This is a genomic window from Streptomyces sp. 130 (assembly GCF_007096885.1).
GTDB lineage: Bacteria > Actinomycetota > Actinomycetes > Streptomycetales > Streptomycetaceae > Streptomyces.
On the sequence record NZ_VJNO01000007.1, the window covers coordinates 180,171 to 196,952 of the forward strand.

The window sequence follows — 16,782 nt, forward strand, 5'->3', positions numbered from 1 at the left end:
CGGCGGCGGGCCCGCCGCACGGCCGCTCAGCCCGCCGCCCCGCTGCTCGCCAGCGCGTCCGACAGCTCCCTGGCCGCCTGCTGGAGGATCGGCACGATCCGCTCGGTGGCCGCCTCGGTGACCCGGCCCGCCGGGCCGGAGATCGAGATCGCGGCGGCGGTGGGGGAGTCGGGCACCGAGACCGCCAGGCACCGGACCCCTATCTCCTGTTCGTTGTCGTCCACCGCGTAACCCACCCGGCGCACCTGCTCCAGCGCCTCCAGGAAACCGTCCGGCGTGGTGATCGTCTTCTCGGTGGCGGCGGGCATCCCGGTGCGGGCGAGCAGGGCGCGCACCTCGTCCGGCGGGGTGTGCGCGAGCAGCGCCTTGCCGACGCCCGTGGAGTGCGGCAACACCCGGCGGCCCACCTCGGTGAACATGCGCATCGAGTGCTTGGACGGCACCTGCGCCACGTAGACGATCTCGTCGCCGTCGAGCAGCGCCATGTTGGCCGTCTCGCCGGTCTCCTCGACCAGCCGGGCCAGATAGGGGCGGGCCCAGGTGCCGAGCAGCCGGGCGGCGGACTCGCCGAGGCGGATCAGGCGGGGGCCGAGCGCGTAACGCCGGTTGGGCTGCTGACGTACGTAACCGCACAGGACCAGCGTGCGCATCAGGCGGTGGATCGTGGGCAGCGGGAGTCCGCTGCTCGCGGAGAGCTCGCTCAGGCCGACCTCGCCCCCCGCGTCGGCCATCCGCTCCAACAGGTCGAAGGCGCGTTCAAGGGACTGCACACCACCGCTGGAACCGGCGGGCTTGGAGTCGGAAGTGCTGGCGTGGGACGGCGGCACGTCAACGGTCCTTTCGAAGCGGAGGAGCAAGGCAGCAGCCTACCGGGCCCTTTCCGGCCGGCCCACAGCCGATGGCAGCCGTCATGGCCGGTCAGCGCCCGTTTGTCCGGGTGTCCGCAGGCCGCGCGGCACCCCGGCCGCGGACCGCCTGGCCCATTCTACGTTCCGTACTCCGAAAACATCCTTCTACTTTGTGGAAACCTCCAGAGCGGGCCCGGAGCCGGCGGGCTGCCGGGGAGAGGTCTTGACGGGCCGCGCCGCCGAGTGAAGACTCCTTCAACAGTTCGTTGAAAAGTGCGAAGTGAGGAGCACCGGTGGCCGGTCCCGACGTGAAGCTGCTACTGCGCTCGACGCGCGTCGTCACCCCCGAGGGGACCCGGCCCGCATCGGTCGCCGTCACCGGCGGGACCATCGACGCCGTTCTGCCGTACGACACCGGGGCCCCGGCCGGTGCCCGCGTCGAGGACTTCGGGGACGACGTCCTGCTGCCCGGCCTCGTGGACACCCACGTCCATGTGAACGACCCCGGCCGCACCGAGTGGGAGGGCTTCTGGACCGCCACCCGCGCGGCGGCGGCCGGCGGCATCACCACGCTGCTCGACATGCCGCTCAACTCGCTGCCGCCCACCACCACGGTCGAGAACCTGCGGATCAAGCAGGGCGTCGCCGAGCCCAAGGTGCACGTCGACACCGGCTTCTGGGGCGGCGCGATCCCGACGAACGTCAAGGACCTGCGCCCGCTGTACGAGGCCGGGGTGTTCGGTTTCAAGTGCTTCCTGTCGCCGTCCGGCGTCGAGGAGTTCCCGGAGCTGGACCAGGAGCAGCTGGCCCGGTCCATGGCTGAGATCGCCGGCTTCGGCGGGCTGCTCATCGTGCACGCCGAGGACCCCCACCACCTGGCCGCCGCGCCGCAGCGGAGCGGCCCCGCCTACGCCGACTTCCTGGCGTCCCGGCCGCGCGACGCGGAGAACACCGCGATCGAGGGCCTGATCGCCCACGCCCGCCGGCTGAACGCCCGCGTCCACGTCCTGCACCTCTCCTCCAGCGACGCGCTGCCGCTGATCGCCGCCGCCCGGCGCGAGGGTGTCCGGCTCACCGTCGAGACCTGCCCGCACTTCCTCACCCTCACCGCCGAGGAGGTCCCGGACGGGGCCACCGAGTTCAAGTGCTGCCCGCCCATCCGGGAGGCCGTCAACCAGGACGCGCTGTGGCAGGGGCTCGCGGACGGCACCATCGACTGCATCGTCTCCGACCACTCGCCGTGCACCACCGACCTCAAGACCCCGGACTTCGCCTCCGCCTGGGGCGGGATCTCCTCCCTCCAGCTCGGCCTGCCCGCCATCTGGACCGAGGCCCGCCGGCGCGGCCACACCCTGGACGACGTCGCCCGCTGGATGTCCGCCGCCCCCGCCGCCCTGGCCGGGCTGCACCACAAGGGCGCCATCGAGGCGGGCCGCGACGCCGACTTCGCGGTCCTGGCGCCGGACGCCACCTTCACCGTCGACCCGGCCGAGCTCTTCCACCGCAACCAGGTCACCGCCTACGCCGGGCGCACCCTGCACGGAGTGGTGCGCTCCACCTGGCTGCGCGGCGTACGCATCGCCGCCGACGGCGTCCTCTCCGAACCCACCGGCCGCCTCCAGACGAGGGACCCCCGAGCATGACGGCCCGCCACACCGAACACGGCGGCTGACCTCCCGGGGGCCCCGGGGCGTCAGAACTCCTCGTGCTCCTCGGGGTCCCCGCCGAACCGCTCCCGCCGCCCGTTCGAGATCCGCCCCAGCTCCTCGGGCGTCAGCTCGAAGCCGAACAGGTCCAGGTTCTCCCGCTGCCGCCCCGGATCGGCCGACTTGGGGATCGGTACGGCCCCGAGCTGGGTGTGCCAGCGCAGCACCGCCTGGCCCGGGGTGACGCCGTGCGCCTCGGCGACCGCCACCACCTCCGGGTCGGCCAGCAGGTCCCGGCCGCGCCCCAGCGGGCTCCAGCTCTGCGTGACGATCCCCATCGCGGCGTGCGCCGCGCGCAGCTCCTCCTGGGGCAGCCGGGGGTGCAGCTCGATCTGGTTGACCGCGGGCACCACGCCCGTCTCCTCCTCCAGCCGCCTCAGATGCCCGGCGGTGAAGTTGGAGACCCCGATCGACCGGACGAGCCCGTCCTCGCGCAGCTTGACGAGCGCCCGCCAGGTGTCCACGTAGAGGCCCACCCTGGGCAGCGGCCAGTGGATGAGATAGAGGTCCACGTAGTCCAGGCCGAGGTTGCTCCGGGACTCCTCGAAGGAGGCCAGCGTCTTCTCGTAGCCGTGGTGCCGGCCGGGCACCTTGGTCGTGACGAAGACCTCCTCGCGCGGGACTCCGCTACGGGCGACGCCGCGCCCCGTACCGGTCTCGTTGCCGTAGTTCAGCGCGGTGTCCACGAGCCGGTAGCCGAGGTCCAGGGCCCCGGACACCGCCTTCTCCGCCGCGTCGTCGTCCAGCGGGTAGGTGCCGAGCCCGACCGCCGGGATCGTATGGCCGTCGTTCAGGGTGTGCACCGGGATACCGGACATGATCGTCCCTTCTCGTCGCCTGCCGTTACGGACACGCCTTGCTGCCAGCGTAGGCGTGGAGGCGCCGGGCCGCCGGATCGTCCCCGGCCGCCCGGTAGCGTGAGCCTTCCCCCGTGCGAGCCGGTGCCGTCTCCACGTCGTCCCCGTGGAGAGAGCAGGAGCCCAGGTGTCCTCCGCCGCCGTCCCCGCCCCCGTCCTGGCCCCGCCGCGCCGGGCCTGGCTCACCGATCTGCCCGTCCTGCTGGTCGCGGTGGTCTGGGGGTCCAGCTATCTCGCCGCCAAGGGCATCACCACCCCGCGGACCGTCGTCGCCGTGCTCGTGCTGCGGTTCGCCGTCGTGCTGCCCGTGCTCGCGGTCGCGGGGTGGCGCGGGCTGCGCGCGCTGAGCGCCGCGCAGCGGCGGGGCGCCGGGCTGCTGGGCCTGGTGCTCAGCGGGATCTTCCTCGTGGAGACGTACGGCATCGTGCACACCTCGGCGACCAACGCCGGGCTCATCATCAGCCTCACCATGATCTTCACCCCGCTCGCCGAGGCCGCCGTCACCCGCACCCGGCCGACCGGGTCCTTCCTGGCCGCCGCCGGGCTCAGTGTGGCCGGGGTGGTGCTGCTGACCCAGAGCGGCGGATTCACCAGCCCCTCGGCCGGTGACCTGCTCATGCTGGCCGCCGCCCTCGCCCGGACCCTGCACGTGCTGCTCATGGCCCGGATCAAGTCGGTCGAGGGCGCGGACGCGCTGTCCCTGACGACCGTGCAGCTCGGCAGCGCCGTCGCCGTCTTCGCCCTGCTGGCCGCCGCCCCGGGGACGGGCGAGGCGCCCTGGACGGTCGCCGCCGGATTCGGGGCCCGCGAGTGGGGCGGACTGCTCTTCCTCTCGGTGTTCTGCACGCTCTTCGCGTTCTTCGTCCAGATGTGGTCCGTACGCCGCACCTCGCCCTCCCGGGTCAGCCTGCTGCTCGGTACGGAACCGCTGTGGGCCGCCGCCGCCGGCATCGCGATCGGCGGCGAGCGCCCGGGCCTCGCCGGGGCGGCGGGGGCCGTGCTGGTGCTGGCCGGAACGGCCTGGGGGCGGCGCAGCGCGGGCCGGGGCGCGCGCTGACCGGCTCACTCCTTGATCGCGTCCGCCGCGACCATCACGGCCGCGCCCGCCACCACCAGCACGATCGACACGAAGAGCGGATACTCCGAGGCGAACGGCAGCCGCCGCCACAGGTTGAAGAAGCGGAACCAGTCCAGCCACACATGCAGCAGCCCGGCGACCCCCTGGACGAAGACCAGGAAGCCCACCGTCTCGCAGAATTTCTTCATGCCCCGAGCCTGGCCGCCGGGGCACCGCCACCGCGTCGGCCGGTGGGCTGCCCGCCGGGTCCGAAAGTCTCCGTCTCCGCGACTTCGGTCGCTCCCGCGCCCCGGAGACCCAAAACCCGCCGCCCACGTGCGTAGCTTTGTCGACATGACGCGTACGGAGTACCCCTGGCTGCTGCCCTCGGCGATGGCCGGACCCGAGCTGCCGGGCGACCGCGGCCGGTCCCGCCGCACCGTGCGGGACTGGGCCGTCGACCTCACGGCGTTCCTCTGCGCGGCCGGCATCGGCCTGGCGACGCTCGCCACGATCGAGGCCGACCCCACCACCCCGAACGCCTTCGTGCTGGTCGACTCGCTCGTCGGCGCCGCCGCCTGCTGCGCCCTGTGGTTCCGGCGCCGCTGGCCGGTCGGGCTCGCCGCGGCCCTGACCCTGCTGTCCACGATCGAGCCGGTCGCGGCGGGCGCCCTGCTGGTCGCGCTGTTCAGCGTGGCCGTCCACCGGCCGTTCCGCCCGGCCGCCCTGGTCGGCGCCCTGGCCCTGGCCGTCACCCCCGTACAGCCGTATCTGCGCCCCGACCCGAACTCGTCGTTCCTGGAGTCCACCGTCATCGGGCTCCTGCTGATCCTGCTGGTCCTCAGCTGGGGCATGATCGTGCGCTCCCGGCGCCAGCTCGTCGTCTCCCTCCGGGAACGCGCCGTCCGCGCCGAGACCGAGGCGGCCCTCCGCGCCGAGCAGGCCCAGCGGCTCGCCCGCGAGGAGATCGCCCGGGAGATGCACGACGTGCTCGCCCACCGGCTGACCCTGCTCAGCGTCCACGCCGGCGCCCTGGAATTCCGGCCCGACGCGCCCCCCGCCGAGGTCGGCCGCGCCGCCGGGGTCATCCGGGACAGCGCGCACGAGGCGCTCCAGGACCTCCGCGAGATCATCGGCGTACTCCGCGGCCCCCGCGACGGCGACCCCGACGGCAACCGCCCCCAGCCCACCCTCGCCACCCTCGACGCGCTCGTCGCCGAGTCCCGGGAGGCGGGCATGAAGGTCGTCCTCGACAACCGCCTCGCCGACCCCGACGCCGTGCCCGCCGCCTCCGGGCGCACCGTCTACCGCATCGCCCAGGAGGCGCTGACCAACGCCCGCAAGCACGCCCCCGGCACCGAGGTCACCGTCGCCGTCACCGGCGGACCCGGGGAGGGCATCACCGTGGACGTGCGCAACCCGGCCCCCACCGAACCCTTCACCCCGGTCCCCGGCTCCGGCCAGGGGCTCATCGGCCTCACCGAACGGGCCACCCTCGCCGGGGGCCGCCTCGACCACGGGCCCGCCCCCGGCGGCGGGTTCGCGGTGCGGGCCTGGCTACCGTGGGCGTCATGACCGACACGCCTGTCCGGCTCCTGATCATCGACGACGACCCGCTCGTCCGGGCCGGGCTGACCCTGATGCTGGGCGGCGCCGACGACATCGACATCGTGGGCGAGGGCGCCGACGGCGGCGAGGCGGCGGAGCTTGTCGACCGGCTGCGGCCCGACGTGGTCCTGATGGACATCCGGATGCCGGTCGTGGACGGCCTGACCGCCACCGAAGCGCTGCGCGCCCGGCCCGACGCGCCGGAGGTCGTCGTCCTGACCACCTTCCACGCCGACGAGCAGGTGCTGCGTGCCATCCGCGCCGGGGCCGCCGGCTTCGTCCTCAAGGACACCCCGCCCGCCCGCATCGTGGAGTCGGTGCGCCGGGTCGCGGCCGGCGACCCGGTCCTCTCACCCGCCGTCACCCGGCAGCTCATGGCCCGGGCGGCCGGCGCCGGGCAGGAGGAGCGCGTGGACCGGGCCGCCCGGGCGCGCGAGCGGATCGCGCTGCTCGCCGACCGGGAACGCGAGGTGGCCGTCGCCGTGGGACGGGGCCGGTCCAACGCGGAGATCGCCGCGGCGCTCTACCTCAGCGTCGCCACGGTGAAGACCCAGGTCTCCCGCATCCTCGCCAAGTTCGGCTTCAACAACCGCGTCCAGATCGCCCTGCTCGTCCACGACGCCGGCCTGCTCGACGACGAGAGCGGATCGAATCCGGCCTGAGGTCCGGCGTTCCCGGCAGGCGCCCCGCATACGCTGAACGGGCCGGTCCTCGCAGCGGGGACGACACGACCGGGAGGGCGGGCCCATGTCCGAAGTCGATGTGGATCTCAGCGGGTTGGCCGACTTCACCGCGCATCCTTACCCCTACTACGAGCGGATGCGCGCGGCCGGACCCGTGCACCTCGTCCGCACCGGCGAGTTCGACCGCGTCTGGCTCGTCGTCGGATACGACGAGGGCCGGGCCGTCCTGGCCGACCAGCGCTTCGGCAAGGACTGGCGCGCGCTGCCCGGTGAGACCGGCGGCGACCCGATCAACGCCAACATGCTGGAGACGGACGCCCCCGACCACACCCGGCTGCGCAAGCTCGTCGCCCGCGAGTTCACCCCGCGCCGGATCGAGGCGCTGCGCCCCCGGGTCGAGGAGATCACCGGCGGACTCCTCGACCTCATGGTCCCCGAAGGCCGCGCCGATCTCGTGGACGCGCTCGCCTTCCCGCTCCCCATGACCGTGATCTGCGAGCTGCTCGGCGTCCCCGACCTGGACCGCTCCGCCTTCCGCAAGCTGTCCAACGGCGTCGTCGCCCCCGTGAACGCGGAGGAGGAGGGCGAGTCGGTCCGCGCCATGGGCGGCTATCTCACGGAGCTCATCGAGGAGAAGCGCCGCTCACCCGGCGACGACCTGCTCAGCGCCCTGATCGCCACCCGCCACGAGGACGACGACGCGCTCTCGCCCGACGAGCTGGTCGGCATGGCCTTCCTGCTGCTCGTCGCCGGCCACGAGACGACGGTCAACCTCATCTCCAACGGCGTACGCGCCCTCCTCGCCCACCCGGACCAGCTCGCCGCCCTCCGCGCCGACCTCTCGCTCCTCGACGGCGCGGTCGAGGAGATGCTGCGCTACGACGGACCCGTCGAGACGGCCACCCTCCGCTTCGCCCGGGAACCGGTCGAGGTGGGCTCCCGGACCATCGGGACCGGCGACGCGATCCTGGTCTCCCTCGCCGGCTGCGACCGGGACCCGGCCCGCTACCCAGGGCCCGACCGCTTCGACATCCGCCGCGACACCCGCGGCCACCTCGCCTTCGGACACGGCATCCACTTCTGCCTGGGCGCCCCGCTGGCCCGGATGGAGGGCCGCATCGCGATCCGCGCCCTGCTCGAACGCTGCCCCGGCCTGGAGGCCGACCCGGAGGCCGCCCCGCTCGACTGGCTGCCCGGCACGCTGATCCGGGGGGTGCGCCGCCTGCCGGTGCGCTGGTGAGCGACGCGCCGCCGCCCTCCGCATGCCCCTCCGGGTCGCGGCGGCACACGCTCGGGGATACTTGCCCAGCCGGGCCGGGACCACAGGCCCCGGCTCCACCGGCAGCAGCACAGCGAGCAGCACAAGAAGGGCACGGCGTCGTGGCAAGGGTTCGGACAGGGGTACGTGCGATGGGCGCCGTGCTTGCGGCGGTGCTGGGGGTGTCCCTCATGGGATGCAGCAGCACCGGCGGCAAGCGGGCGGAGGAGCGTGCGGCCGAGGCCGCTGCCGAAGGCCGGGCCGCGGTGAACACGCCCCGCTGGACCTTCGCCATGGTCACCCACTCGGGCGACGGCGACACCTTCTGGGACATCGTCCAGAAGGGCGCCGACATGGCGGCCAAGAAGGACAACATCAACTTCCTGTACTCGAAGAGCGACGAGGGCCAGCAGCAGGCCCAGCTGGTCCAGGCGGCCATCGACAAGAAGGTCGACGGGCTGATCGTCACGCTCGCCAAGCCCGACGCCATGAAGGACGTCGTCGCCAAGGCCGTCCGCGCCGGCATCCCCGTGATCACGGTGAACTCCGGCTCCGCCGAGTCCAAGGCGTACGGCGCGCTCACCCACATCGGCCAGGACGAGTCCATCGCCGGTGAGGCAGTCGGCGACGAGCTGAACAAGCGCGGCCGCAAGAAGGCCCTCTGCATCCTGCACGAGCAGGGCAACGTCGGCCACGAGCAGCGCTGCGCCGGCGCGAAGAAGACCTTCGACGGCCAGATGCAGAACCTGTACGTGGAGGGCACCAACATGCCCGACGTCCAGGCGTCCATCGAGGCGAAGCTCCAGTCCGACAAGGACATCGACGCGGTCGTCACGCTCGGCGCGCCCTTCGCGGACGCCGCCGTCAAGGCGAAGAAGACCGCCGGCAGCAAGGCCGAGGTCGACACCTTCGACCTCAACGCCACCGTCGCCGCCGGGCTGAAGTCCGAGACCCTCGGCTTCGCCGTCGACCAGCAGCCCTACCTCCAGGGCTACGAGGCCGTCGACCTGCTCTGGCTCTACCGCTACAACCGCAACGTCCTCGGCGGCGGCCGCCCCGTCCTCACCGGCCCGCAGATCATCACCGCGAAGGACGCCGGAACACTCGCCGAGTACGCCGACCGGGGCACCCGATGACCGCCGGGCCCGGATCGACCGCCGTCACCGACGAACGGCTGCTGCGCACCTCACCGCTGCGAAGGCTCCTCGGCCGCCCGGAGCTGGGCTCGGTCGTCGGCGCGCTCGCCGTCTTCCTCTTCTTCGCCGTCGTCGCCGACAGCTTCCTGCGCGTCACCAGCTTCGGCACGGTGCTCTACGCGGCCTCCACCATCGGGATCATGGCGGCTCCGGTCGCGCTCCTGATGATCGGCGGCGAGTTCGACCTGTCGGCCGGTGTGATGGTCACCAGCTCCGCGCTGGTCTCCTCGATGTTCAGCTACCAGATGACGGCCAACGTCTGGGTCGGCGTCTTCGTGTCGTTGCTGGTCACGCTCGCCTTCGGCGCGTTCAACGGCTTCATGCTGACCCGTACGAAACTGCCCAGCTTCATCATCACGCTGGGCACGTTCCTGATGCTGACCGGGCTCAACCTGGGCCTCACCAAGCTGATCAGCGGCACCGTGTCCACGAAGGGCATCGGCGACATGGAGGGCTTCCCCTCCGCCCGCAAGCTCTTCGCCTCGTACTGGACCGTCGGCGGCGTCGAGCTCAAGGTGACGCTCCTGTGGTGGGCCGGACTGGTGGCCGTCGCCACCTGGATTCTGCTCCGCACCCGCTTCGGCAACTGGATCTTCGCCGTCGGGGGCGGCGCGGACGCGGCCCGCGCGGTCGGCGTCCCGGTCGTCCGTACCAAGATCGGGCTCTACCTGGGCGTCGCCTTCGCCGCCTGGGTCTCCGGCCAGCACCTGCTGTTCAGCTACGACGTCGTGCAGTCCGGCGAGGGCGTGGGCAACGAGCTGATCTACATCATCGCGGCCGTCATCGGCGGCTGCCTGATCACCGGCGGTTACGGCTCCGCGATCGGCTCGGCGGTCGGCGCCCTGATCTTCGGCATGACCAGCAAGGGCATCGTGTACGCGGAGTGGAACCCGGACTGGTTCAAGTTCTTCCTGGGAGCGATGCTGCTCCTGGCCACCCTGCTGAACGCATGGGTACGCAAGCGCGCGGAGGCGACGACATGACGGCCCCCCAGGCCCCCAAGGCCCCCGAAGGGCCCGAGGACACCGGCCGGCAGGCCCTCGTCGAGCTGGACGACGTGGCCAAGTACTACGGCAACATCAAGGCGCTGGAAGGCGTCTCGCTGGAGGTCCACGCGGGCGAGATCTCCTGCGTGCTCGGTGACAACGGCGCCGGCAAGTCCACCCTCATCAAGATCATCGCGGGGCTGCACCGGCACGACGCCGGGCGGTTCCTCATCGACGGCGAGGAGACCACCCTCGCCAACCCGCGCGACGCCCTCGACCGGGGCATCGCCACCGTCTACCAGGACCTCGCGGTCGTCCCCCTGATGCCGGTCTGGCGCAACTTCTTCCTGGGCTCCGAGCCGACCACCGGCGCCGGCCCCTTCAAGCGCCTCGACGTGAAGCTGATGCGCGAGACGACCCGCTCGGCGCTGCTGCGCATGGGCATCGACCTGCGCGACGTGGACCAGCCCATCGGCACCCTCTCCGGCGGCGAGCGGCAGTGCGTGGCCATCGCGCGCGCCGTCCACTTCGGCGCCAAGGTGCTCGTCCTGGACGAGCCCACGGCCGCGCTCGGCGTCAAGCAGTCCGGAGTCGTCCTGAAGTACATCGCGGCCGCCCGGGACGCCGGCCTCGGCGTGGTCCTCATCACGCACAACCCGCACCACGCGTACCTCGTCGGTGACCGCTTCGTCCTCCTGAAGCGGGGCGCCATGGCCGGCAGCCACACCAAGGACGGCGTCACGCTGGACGAACTGACGCGGCAGATGGCGGGCGGCAGCGAGCTGGAGGAGCTGAGCCACGAGCTGGAGCGCACCTCCGGACCGGGGACCGGCGACACCGTGTAGCGAAGGCGCCCGGCGCCCCGGCCCTCCGGGCAATGGCAGAATCGGGGCAGACGGGCGCCGTCCGCCACCGGGATCACTCCTGACCCGGTTACCCCAGACCTTTCAGGGACGATGAGCACGTACCGCGACTTCGCACACCGCGGCTCCGCCCGCGCGACCGTCCTGCGGACCGTGGGCACCCGGGAAAGGCGCTCGCACCTCACGGCGCCCCGGGTCCCCACGGTCGGCATCGACATCGGCGGCACCAAGGTCATGGCCGGCGTCGTGGACGCCGACGGCACGATCCTGGAGACCGTGCGCACCGAGACCCCGGACAAGTCCAAGAGCCCGAAGGTCGTCGAGGACACCATCGTGGAGCTGGTCCTCGACCTCTCCGACCGGCACGACGTGCACGCGGTGGGCATCGGCGCGGCCGGCTGGGTCGACGCCGACCGCTCCAAGGTCCTCTTCGCCCCGCACCTGGCCTGGCGTGACGAGCCCCTGCGCGACGCCCTCGCCTCCCGGCTCGTCGTCCCCGTCATGGTGGACAACGACGCCAACACCGCCGCCTGGGCCGAGTGGCGCTTCGGCGCGGGGCGCGGCGAGGACCACCTCGTCATGATCACCCTCGGCACCGGCATCGGCGGCGCGATCCTGGAGGACGGCCAGGTCAAGCGCGGCAAGTACGGCGTCGCCGGTGAGTTCGGCCACATGCAGGTGGTGCCGGGCGGCCACCGCTGCCCGTGCGGCAACCGCGGCTGCTGGGAGCAGTACAGCTCCGGCAACGCCCTGGTCCGCGAGGCCCGCGAGCTGGCCGCCGCCGACTCGCCGGTCGCGCACGGGATCATCGAGCGCGTCAAGGGCAACGTCCCGGACATCACCGGACCGCTCATCACCGAACTGGCCCGCGAGGGCGACGCGATGTGCGTCGAGCTCCTCCAGGACATCGGCCAGTGGCTCGGCGTCGGCATCGCCAATCTGGCCGCCGCGCTCGACCCCTCCTGCTTCGTCATCGGCGGCGGGGTCAGCGCCGCCGACGACCTGCTCATCGGCCCGGCCCGGGACGCCTTCAAGCGCCAGCTCACCGGGCGCGGCTACCGCCCCGAGGCCCGGATCGCCAAGGCGCAGCTCGGCCCGGAGGCCGGTATGGTCGGCGCGGCGGACCTCGCCCGGCTGGTCGCCCGGCGCTTCCGCCGCACCAACCGCCGCCGCGTCGAGCGGTACGAGCGGTACGCGCAGATCTACGACCAGGCGGCGAGCACCCTCCGCAGCAACCGCAACACCCGCACTTCCTAGGGGCCCCACACCCATGACCGCAGCCGAGCACCCCGTCGTGCCGCGCCAGTCCCCGCCGCCGGACGAGGGCGACGGGCCGCCCCCCGAGACCCGCCGCCATCTGATCCGCCGGCGCCTGATCACGGCGACGATCATCGTGCTGCTCATCGGCGTCCCCGCCGGCTACCTGCTGATCTCGGCGGGCCAGAGCCGCCGCTCCGGCCAGGACAAGGCCGCCGAGGCCGCCGCGCAGGGGCTGCGCCCCGGCTGGCCGTCCCGGATGCTGCGCCGCATCTTCGAGGTCCCGATCCCCGGTTACGCGACCGGTGTGCAGTACTACGAGACGAACAACTGGAAGGCCAGCCGGATGTACGTGCAGTTCCGCACGACGTCCAACGGCCTGGACGCCTTCCTGACCGACATCGGCACCGGCCGCGCCGCCCTGGAACCCGGCAAGGTCACCATCAGCAAGCGCGACACCAAGATCGCCGGCTGGTACTTCGGTGACGGCGTCTCCTGGGCGGGCACCACCCACACCAACAAGGACCCGCGCCCCACCCAGGACATCACCGTGGACATGACGGACCCGATGTCACCCGTCGTCTACGTCGTCTCCGCCGCGACCCCCTGACCCGTCGCCCGGCGCCAGCGCCTGCACCGCGGCGTACGGGAGTGCTCCGCCCCGCACCGGGCCGCCGTCCCGGATCGCGGCAGCCGTGGAGACGGCCCCGGCCAGCGCCTCCCGGTAGAGCAGCGAGCCCAGGCTGACCCGGCGCACCCCCAGGGCGCTCAGCTCGGCGATGCCGGGACCGGCCGGGCTGTACAGCACGTTCAGCGGGGCCGAGAGGACGGCGGTCAGCTCGGCGATCCCCGCCCGGTCGGAGAGACCCGGCACGAACACCCCGTCCGCACCGGCCTGCTCGTAGACCGCGAGACGGGCCGCGGTCCGCTCCTGTCCGAGCCCCAGCCAGTACGTGTCCGTGCGGGCGTTGACGAACAGCCCGGGCACCGCCTCCTTCACGGCGGCGATCTTCGCGGCGTGCAGCTCCACCGGTGCCAGGGTGCCGTCGGCCCGCCCGTCCTCCAGATTGATCCCCGCCGCCCCCGCCTCGTACAGCCGGCGCGCGAAGACGGCGACCTCCGCCGGGTCGTCGCTGAACCCGCCTTCCGCGTCCACGCTGAACAGGAACGGCCCCCGGCCCAGCCGCCGGGCCAGGTCCGCGGTCGCCTCCTTCGTCGCCGCCGCCCCGTCCGGCAGCCCGAGCCCCGCCGCCACGCCCAGGCTGGTGGTCCCCACCGCCTCGAACCCCTCGGCGGCCAGCGCGGCGGCCGACGCGTAGTCCCAGGCGTTGGGCAGCAGCAGGGCCCGCCCCTGGTGGTGCAGCCGGGCGAACGGGGTCATCGGCCGCCCGAGCAGCCCCTCGGTCAGCGCGAGGGCGTGCGCCCGGCCCGGGCAGACCCGGGGCGGCGCGCCGAAGGTGAGCGGCACGGGGTGGTCCTGCCGGGCGGCCACCAGGTCGAGGACCACCTCGTCGCCCTCGGCGATCTCCCGTCCGGCGACCCGGGTGGCGTGCGCGGCGACCCGGCGCATGACCCGCACCGGCGGATCGTCCCGCAGCACCCGGGCCACCGGCGCCCCGGCCCCGGCCGCCGCGACGGACTCGACCAGAGTGGCGGTCGCGGCGCACGCCTGGGCCAGGAGCCCGACGCGATTCGCGACGGCCTCCAGCTCGGCGTCGTCCGCCGGCTCCGGCGCGAGCAGGGCGACCAGCCGGGCTACGGCCCGGTCGGCGTCGCCCCCGCCGTCCTCGCCGAAGTACGCGTCCGCCACCAGCGCCACCTCCCCGGCGATCCGGTCCGGCTGCGGCATGTCCAGCGCGGCGGCCAGGCGGCTCACCACACGCGTCCGCAGATCGCCCTCCCCGCCGGGCGCCGACGCCGCCCGGTGCAGATCGGCCGGGGCCAGGCGGTCGAGTTCGGCCTCCACCAGGGCCCGGCGCCGCTTGTGCGGCTCACCGGAGGCGAACCTCGCCACGGTGGCCCGCAGCCAGGCGACGCTCGCGCCGGGCGGGCCGTCGGCCGGGTCCGGTGCCGGAGGGACGAGCGCGGGGTCGGCGAGGGCCGCTCGGATCTGCGCGTACTGGCTGAACTCGTGCGTGATGGGGTGGCTCATGGCCCCGACCGTAGGCCCGGAACACTTCGGCGTCCGCCGAACCGTCGTTGCGCCACCATGGAGCCATGTCCTCTCTCGCCGACACCGCCGCTCTCTTCGCCGACCGGACCCGCGCCGCCTTCTGCGAGGCGCTGCTCGACGGGCGGGCCTGGACGTCCGGCGAGCTGGCCCGGCACGCGGGCGTCAGCGCGTCCGCCGCCAGTGAGCAGATCTCCCGCCTCGTGGCCGGAGGGCTCCTGGCCGAGGAGCGCCAGGGCCGGCACCGCTACGTCCGGCTCGCGGGCCCGGAAGCCGCCGCGCTGACCGAGGCGCTTGCCGCGTACGCCCCCGGCAGCTCCCGCCCGCGCACCCTGCGCGCCTCGGTCCGCCAGGACGCCGAGGCCCGGGCGCGCACCTGCTACGACCATCTCGCGGGCCGGCTCGGCGTCGCCCTGGCGGATGCGATGAGCGCGCGCGGCCTGGTCGACACCGGCTCCGGGATCGCCGTCACCCCGGCGGGCCGCACCTGGCTGGCCGACGCCCTGGACTACCGGCAGCCCGCCGGGGCCCGGCGCCCCCTCGTCCGTACCTGCCTGGACTGGACCGAGCGCCGCTCCCACCTCGCCGGCGCGCTGGGCGCGGCGCTGTGCACGGCGGCCCTGGAGCGCGGGTGGGTGCGGCGCGTCGGCTCGGGCCGCGCGGTGAAGGTGACACCGGAGGGCAGCGCGGCGTTCGGGGAACTGCTCGGGGTGGAGGTGTGAGGGGCCGCCCCCGGCGCGCGGCGGCCGGGGTGGCCGCCTGATCCGCGCGGCGGGCACCGGGACGGGGCGCCTTCGGGCGCCCCGTTCGCGTGTCCGAAAGGGTTCTTCGGGGCGGATCGCTATCGGCTACTCAGGGTACTTGTCGCACTTTTTCAGAGTGTTACGCGGCTTTTATCCCGCGGGTCATGGCATCTCTTAGGTCGATCGATTGATCAGTACGACAATCATCCCGGCTCGAAGGAGTTCAGCATGCGTATGTCCGCTTCTCTCCGTGCCCGCAGCGTCCGCGCGGGCACCGTCGCGGCCGCCGCGGTCGCCGCCGCCGCTGCCACGCTGGGCGGGGCGTCGGCCGCCTTCGCCGCCCCCGGCGACAGCGGCGACATCGACGTCCGCCCCGGCGGCTGGGCGGCGCGCGGCGGCGACGGCAACGAGGTCTGCAAGTTCGTCCTCCAGGCCAGCAACTTCGGCGACATGCCGGCCGTGCCGTGGACCATCACCGCGCAGCCCCCGACCGTCCCCCCGGGGGACACCCTCTCCAGCACCCTGCCCCTGGTGAACGGCTCGGCGCGCAGCCAGGAGTACCTGCTCCCCGAGGGCACGTACCAGCTGGTGTGGATCGTTCCGTCCGGCCCGAAGAACAAGGCGTTCAAGGTCGACTGCACCAAGCCGGCCGGTAACAACGGGTCGAGCAGCCACGCCGAGCGCGGCTCCGCGGCTTCGGGCACCGAGGCGGACTACGAGCAGCCGTCCGGCGGCGTCCCCGCCGGTGGCGGCGGCGTCCCGGACATGGAGAGCGTCAGCTCCGAGAGCGACTCGAACGTCGCGACCACCGCCGCCCTGGCGGCCGGGGCCGCCGGCGCCGCCGGGCTGATCATGGTCCGCCGAGCCGCACGCCGCCGTGCCCGCAACGAGGCATAACCCGCGCAGAAGACGCCGACGGGGCCCGAGCCGGGCATGTCGTCTCACGATGACATTGAGCGTGACCTCCTCGCTGGTGACCGGCATCGTCTGGGCGAGCTCCGACTCGTCCGGCGATCCGGTCGCCGCCGCCCACGGCAACGACGCCGCGGGCGGCGGCGACCGGCCGGTCTCGCACGCACCCCTGTCCCCGTCGCGGCCGGTGAAGGTCGCGGTACCCGCGATCTTCATCGAGGCGCCGGTCACCGGCCTCGGACTCGACAAGAAGGGGCACCTCGGGGCCCCGCCCATGAGCAGGCCCAGGGAGGTGGGCTGGTACCGCGACGGGCCCTCGCCCGGCGAGAAGGGCACCTCGCTGATCGTCGGTCACCGAGACACGGAGACCGGACCGGCGATCTTCCTCAACCTCAACGCCCTGCACAAGGGCGACAAGGTCACCGTCACCCGGGCCGACAAGCAGAAAGCCGTCTTCACGGTCGACGCGGTCGAGACCTACACCAAGGACAAGTTCCCCGACGACAAGGTGTACGGCAGCACCGGCCGGCCGGAGCTCCGCCTGATGACGTGCGGCGGACGCTTCGACAAGAAGGCCGGCTACTCGGCCAACGTCGTCGTCTTCGCCCACCTCACGTCACTGAAAAAGGTGTGACGCC

At 73.3% G+C, this 16,782-nt stretch carries 17 protein-coding genes; 13 read left to right on the forward strand and 4 right to left on the reverse strand.

All coding sequences use genetic code 11. The features are described from left to right. Positions 1 to 26: 26 nt before the first annotated feature. On the reverse strand, positions 27 to 827 hold the full coding sequence (locus FKN01_RS09155; RefSeq protein WP_143618344.1) for an IclR family transcriptional regulator: 801 nt from the start codon (positions 825 to 827) through the stop codon (positions 27 to 29). Positions 828 to 1,141: 314 nt separating this feature from the next. On the opposite strand from FKN01_RS09155, the gene allB reads away from it, so the two are divergent. After that, entirely contained in the window at positions 1,142 to 2,491 is a 1,350-nt protein-coding gene (allB, locus tag FKN01_RS09160) for an allantoinase AllB (RefSeq protein ID WP_143618346.1), read from the forward strand. Between the two features lie 50 nt (positions 2,492 to 2,541). On the opposite strand, the gene FKN01_RS09165 is transcribed toward allB, so the two are convergent. Next, a complete protein-coding gene (locus FKN01_RS09165) occupies positions 2,542 to 3,372 on the reverse strand; it encodes an aldo/keto reductase (RefSeq protein WP_143618348.1) in 831 nt (276 codons plus the stop codon). 166 nt (positions 3,373 to 3,538) lie between these two features. Between FKN01_RS09165 and FKN01_RS09170 the strand changes: the two genes are divergently transcribed. After that, entirely contained in the window at positions 3,539 to 4,468 is a 930-nt protein-coding gene (locus FKN01_RS09170; protein ID WP_143618350.1) for a DMT family transporter, read from the forward strand. 5 nt (positions 4,469 to 4,473) lie between these two features. On the opposite strand, the gene FKN01_RS09175 is transcribed toward FKN01_RS09170, so the two are convergent. Beyond that, positions 4,474 to 4,677: a hypothetical protein gene (locus FKN01_RS09175; RefSeq protein WP_143618352.1), complete on the reverse strand. Its 204-nt coding sequence runs from the start codon at positions 4,675 to 4,677 to the stop codon at positions 4,474 to 4,476. Between the two features lie 145 nt (positions 4,678 to 4,822). Between FKN01_RS09175 and FKN01_RS09180 the strand changes: the two genes are divergently transcribed. The 8 genes from FKN01_RS09180 (at position 4,823) to FKN01_RS09215 (ending at position 12,929) form a co-directional block, all read left to right on the forward strand. Beyond that, positions 4,823 to 6,043 (forward strand): sensor histidine kinase, encoded by a 1,221-nt coding sequence (locus tag FKN01_RS09180; RefSeq protein ID WP_143618354.1) that lies wholly within the window; start codon positions 4,823 to 4,825, stop codon positions 6,041 to 6,043. Further along, the gene (locus tag FKN01_RS09185) at positions 6,040 to 6,738 is read left to right on the forward strand and encodes a response regulator transcription factor (RefSeq protein ID WP_143618356.1); all 699 of its coding nucleotides are present in this window, start codon (positions 6,040 to 6,042) and stop codon (positions 6,736 to 6,738) included. Before FKN01_RS09180 ends, FKN01_RS09185 begins: the two co-directional genes overlap by 4 nt. An 85-nt stretch (positions 6,739 to 6,823) precedes the next feature. Beyond that, the gene (locus FKN01_RS09190) at positions 6,824 to 7,999 is read left to right on the forward strand and encodes a cytochrome P450 (RefSeq protein WP_143618358.1); all 1,176 of its coding nucleotides are present in this window, start codon (positions 6,824 to 6,826) and stop codon (positions 7,997 to 7,999) included. Positions 8,000 to 8,169: 170 nt separating this feature from the next. Next, the gene (locus FKN01_RS09195) at positions 8,170 to 9,153 is read left to right on the forward strand and encodes a sugar ABC transporter substrate-binding protein (protein ID WP_143618360.1); all 984 of its coding nucleotides are present in this window, start codon (positions 8,170 to 8,172) and stop codon (positions 9,151 to 9,153) included. Continuing rightward, on the forward strand, positions 9,150 to 10,196 hold the full coding sequence (locus FKN01_RS09200) for an ABC transporter permease (protein WP_143618362.1): 1,047 nt from the start codon (positions 9,150 to 9,152) through the stop codon (positions 10,194 to 10,196). Before FKN01_RS09195 ends, FKN01_RS09200 begins: the two co-directional genes overlap by 4 nt. Continuing rightward, complete coding sequence (locus FKN01_RS09205) at positions 10,193 to 11,044, forward strand: ATP-binding cassette domain-containing protein (RefSeq protein ID WP_143618364.1); 852 nt, start codon at positions 10,193 to 10,195, stop codon at positions 11,042 to 11,044. The genes FKN01_RS09200 and FKN01_RS09205 overlap by 4 nt, the downstream gene beginning before the upstream one ends. Positions 11,045 to 11,155: 111 nt before the next feature. Further along, a complete protein-coding gene (locus tag FKN01_RS09210) occupies positions 11,156 to 12,319 on the forward strand; it encodes an ROK family glucokinase (protein ID WP_143618366.1) in 1,164 nt (387 codons plus the stop codon). Positions 12,320 to 12,332: 13 nt separating this feature from the next. After that, entirely contained in the window at positions 12,333 to 12,929 is a 597-nt protein-coding gene (locus FKN01_RS09215; protein WP_143618368.1) for a hypothetical protein, read from the forward strand. Here FKN01_RS09215 and FKN01_RS09220 read toward each other — a convergent pair. Continuing rightward, a complete protein-coding gene (locus FKN01_RS09220; RefSeq protein WP_143618370.1) occupies positions 12,891 to 14,471 on the reverse strand; it encodes an isocitrate lyase/phosphoenolpyruvate mutase family protein in 1,581 nt (526 codons plus the stop codon). The genes FKN01_RS09215 and FKN01_RS09220 overlap by 39 nt on opposite strands. Positions 14,472 to 14,536: 65 nt before the next feature. Here FKN01_RS09220 and FKN01_RS09225 point away from each other — a divergent pair, with 65 nt between their 5' ends. From FKN01_RS09225 to FKN01_RS09235, 3 genes are all read left to right on the forward strand, one after another. Then, a complete protein-coding gene (locus FKN01_RS09225) occupies positions 14,537 to 15,211 on the forward strand; it encodes a helix-turn-helix transcriptional regulator (RefSeq protein ID WP_143618372.1) in 675 nt (224 codons plus the stop codon). 249 nt (positions 15,212 to 15,460) lie between these two features. Next, positions 15,461 to 16,129, forward strand: a complete 669-nt coding sequence (locus tag FKN01_RS09230; protein ID WP_143618373.1) for a hypothetical protein — start codon at positions 15,461 to 15,463, stop codon at positions 16,127 to 16,129. 49 nt (positions 16,130 to 16,178) lie between these two features. Further along, a complete protein-coding gene (locus FKN01_RS09235; protein WP_143618375.1) occupies positions 16,179 to 16,778 on the forward strand; it encodes a class F sortase in 600 nt (199 codons plus the stop codon). Positions 16,779 to 16,782: the final 4 nt, after the last annotated feature.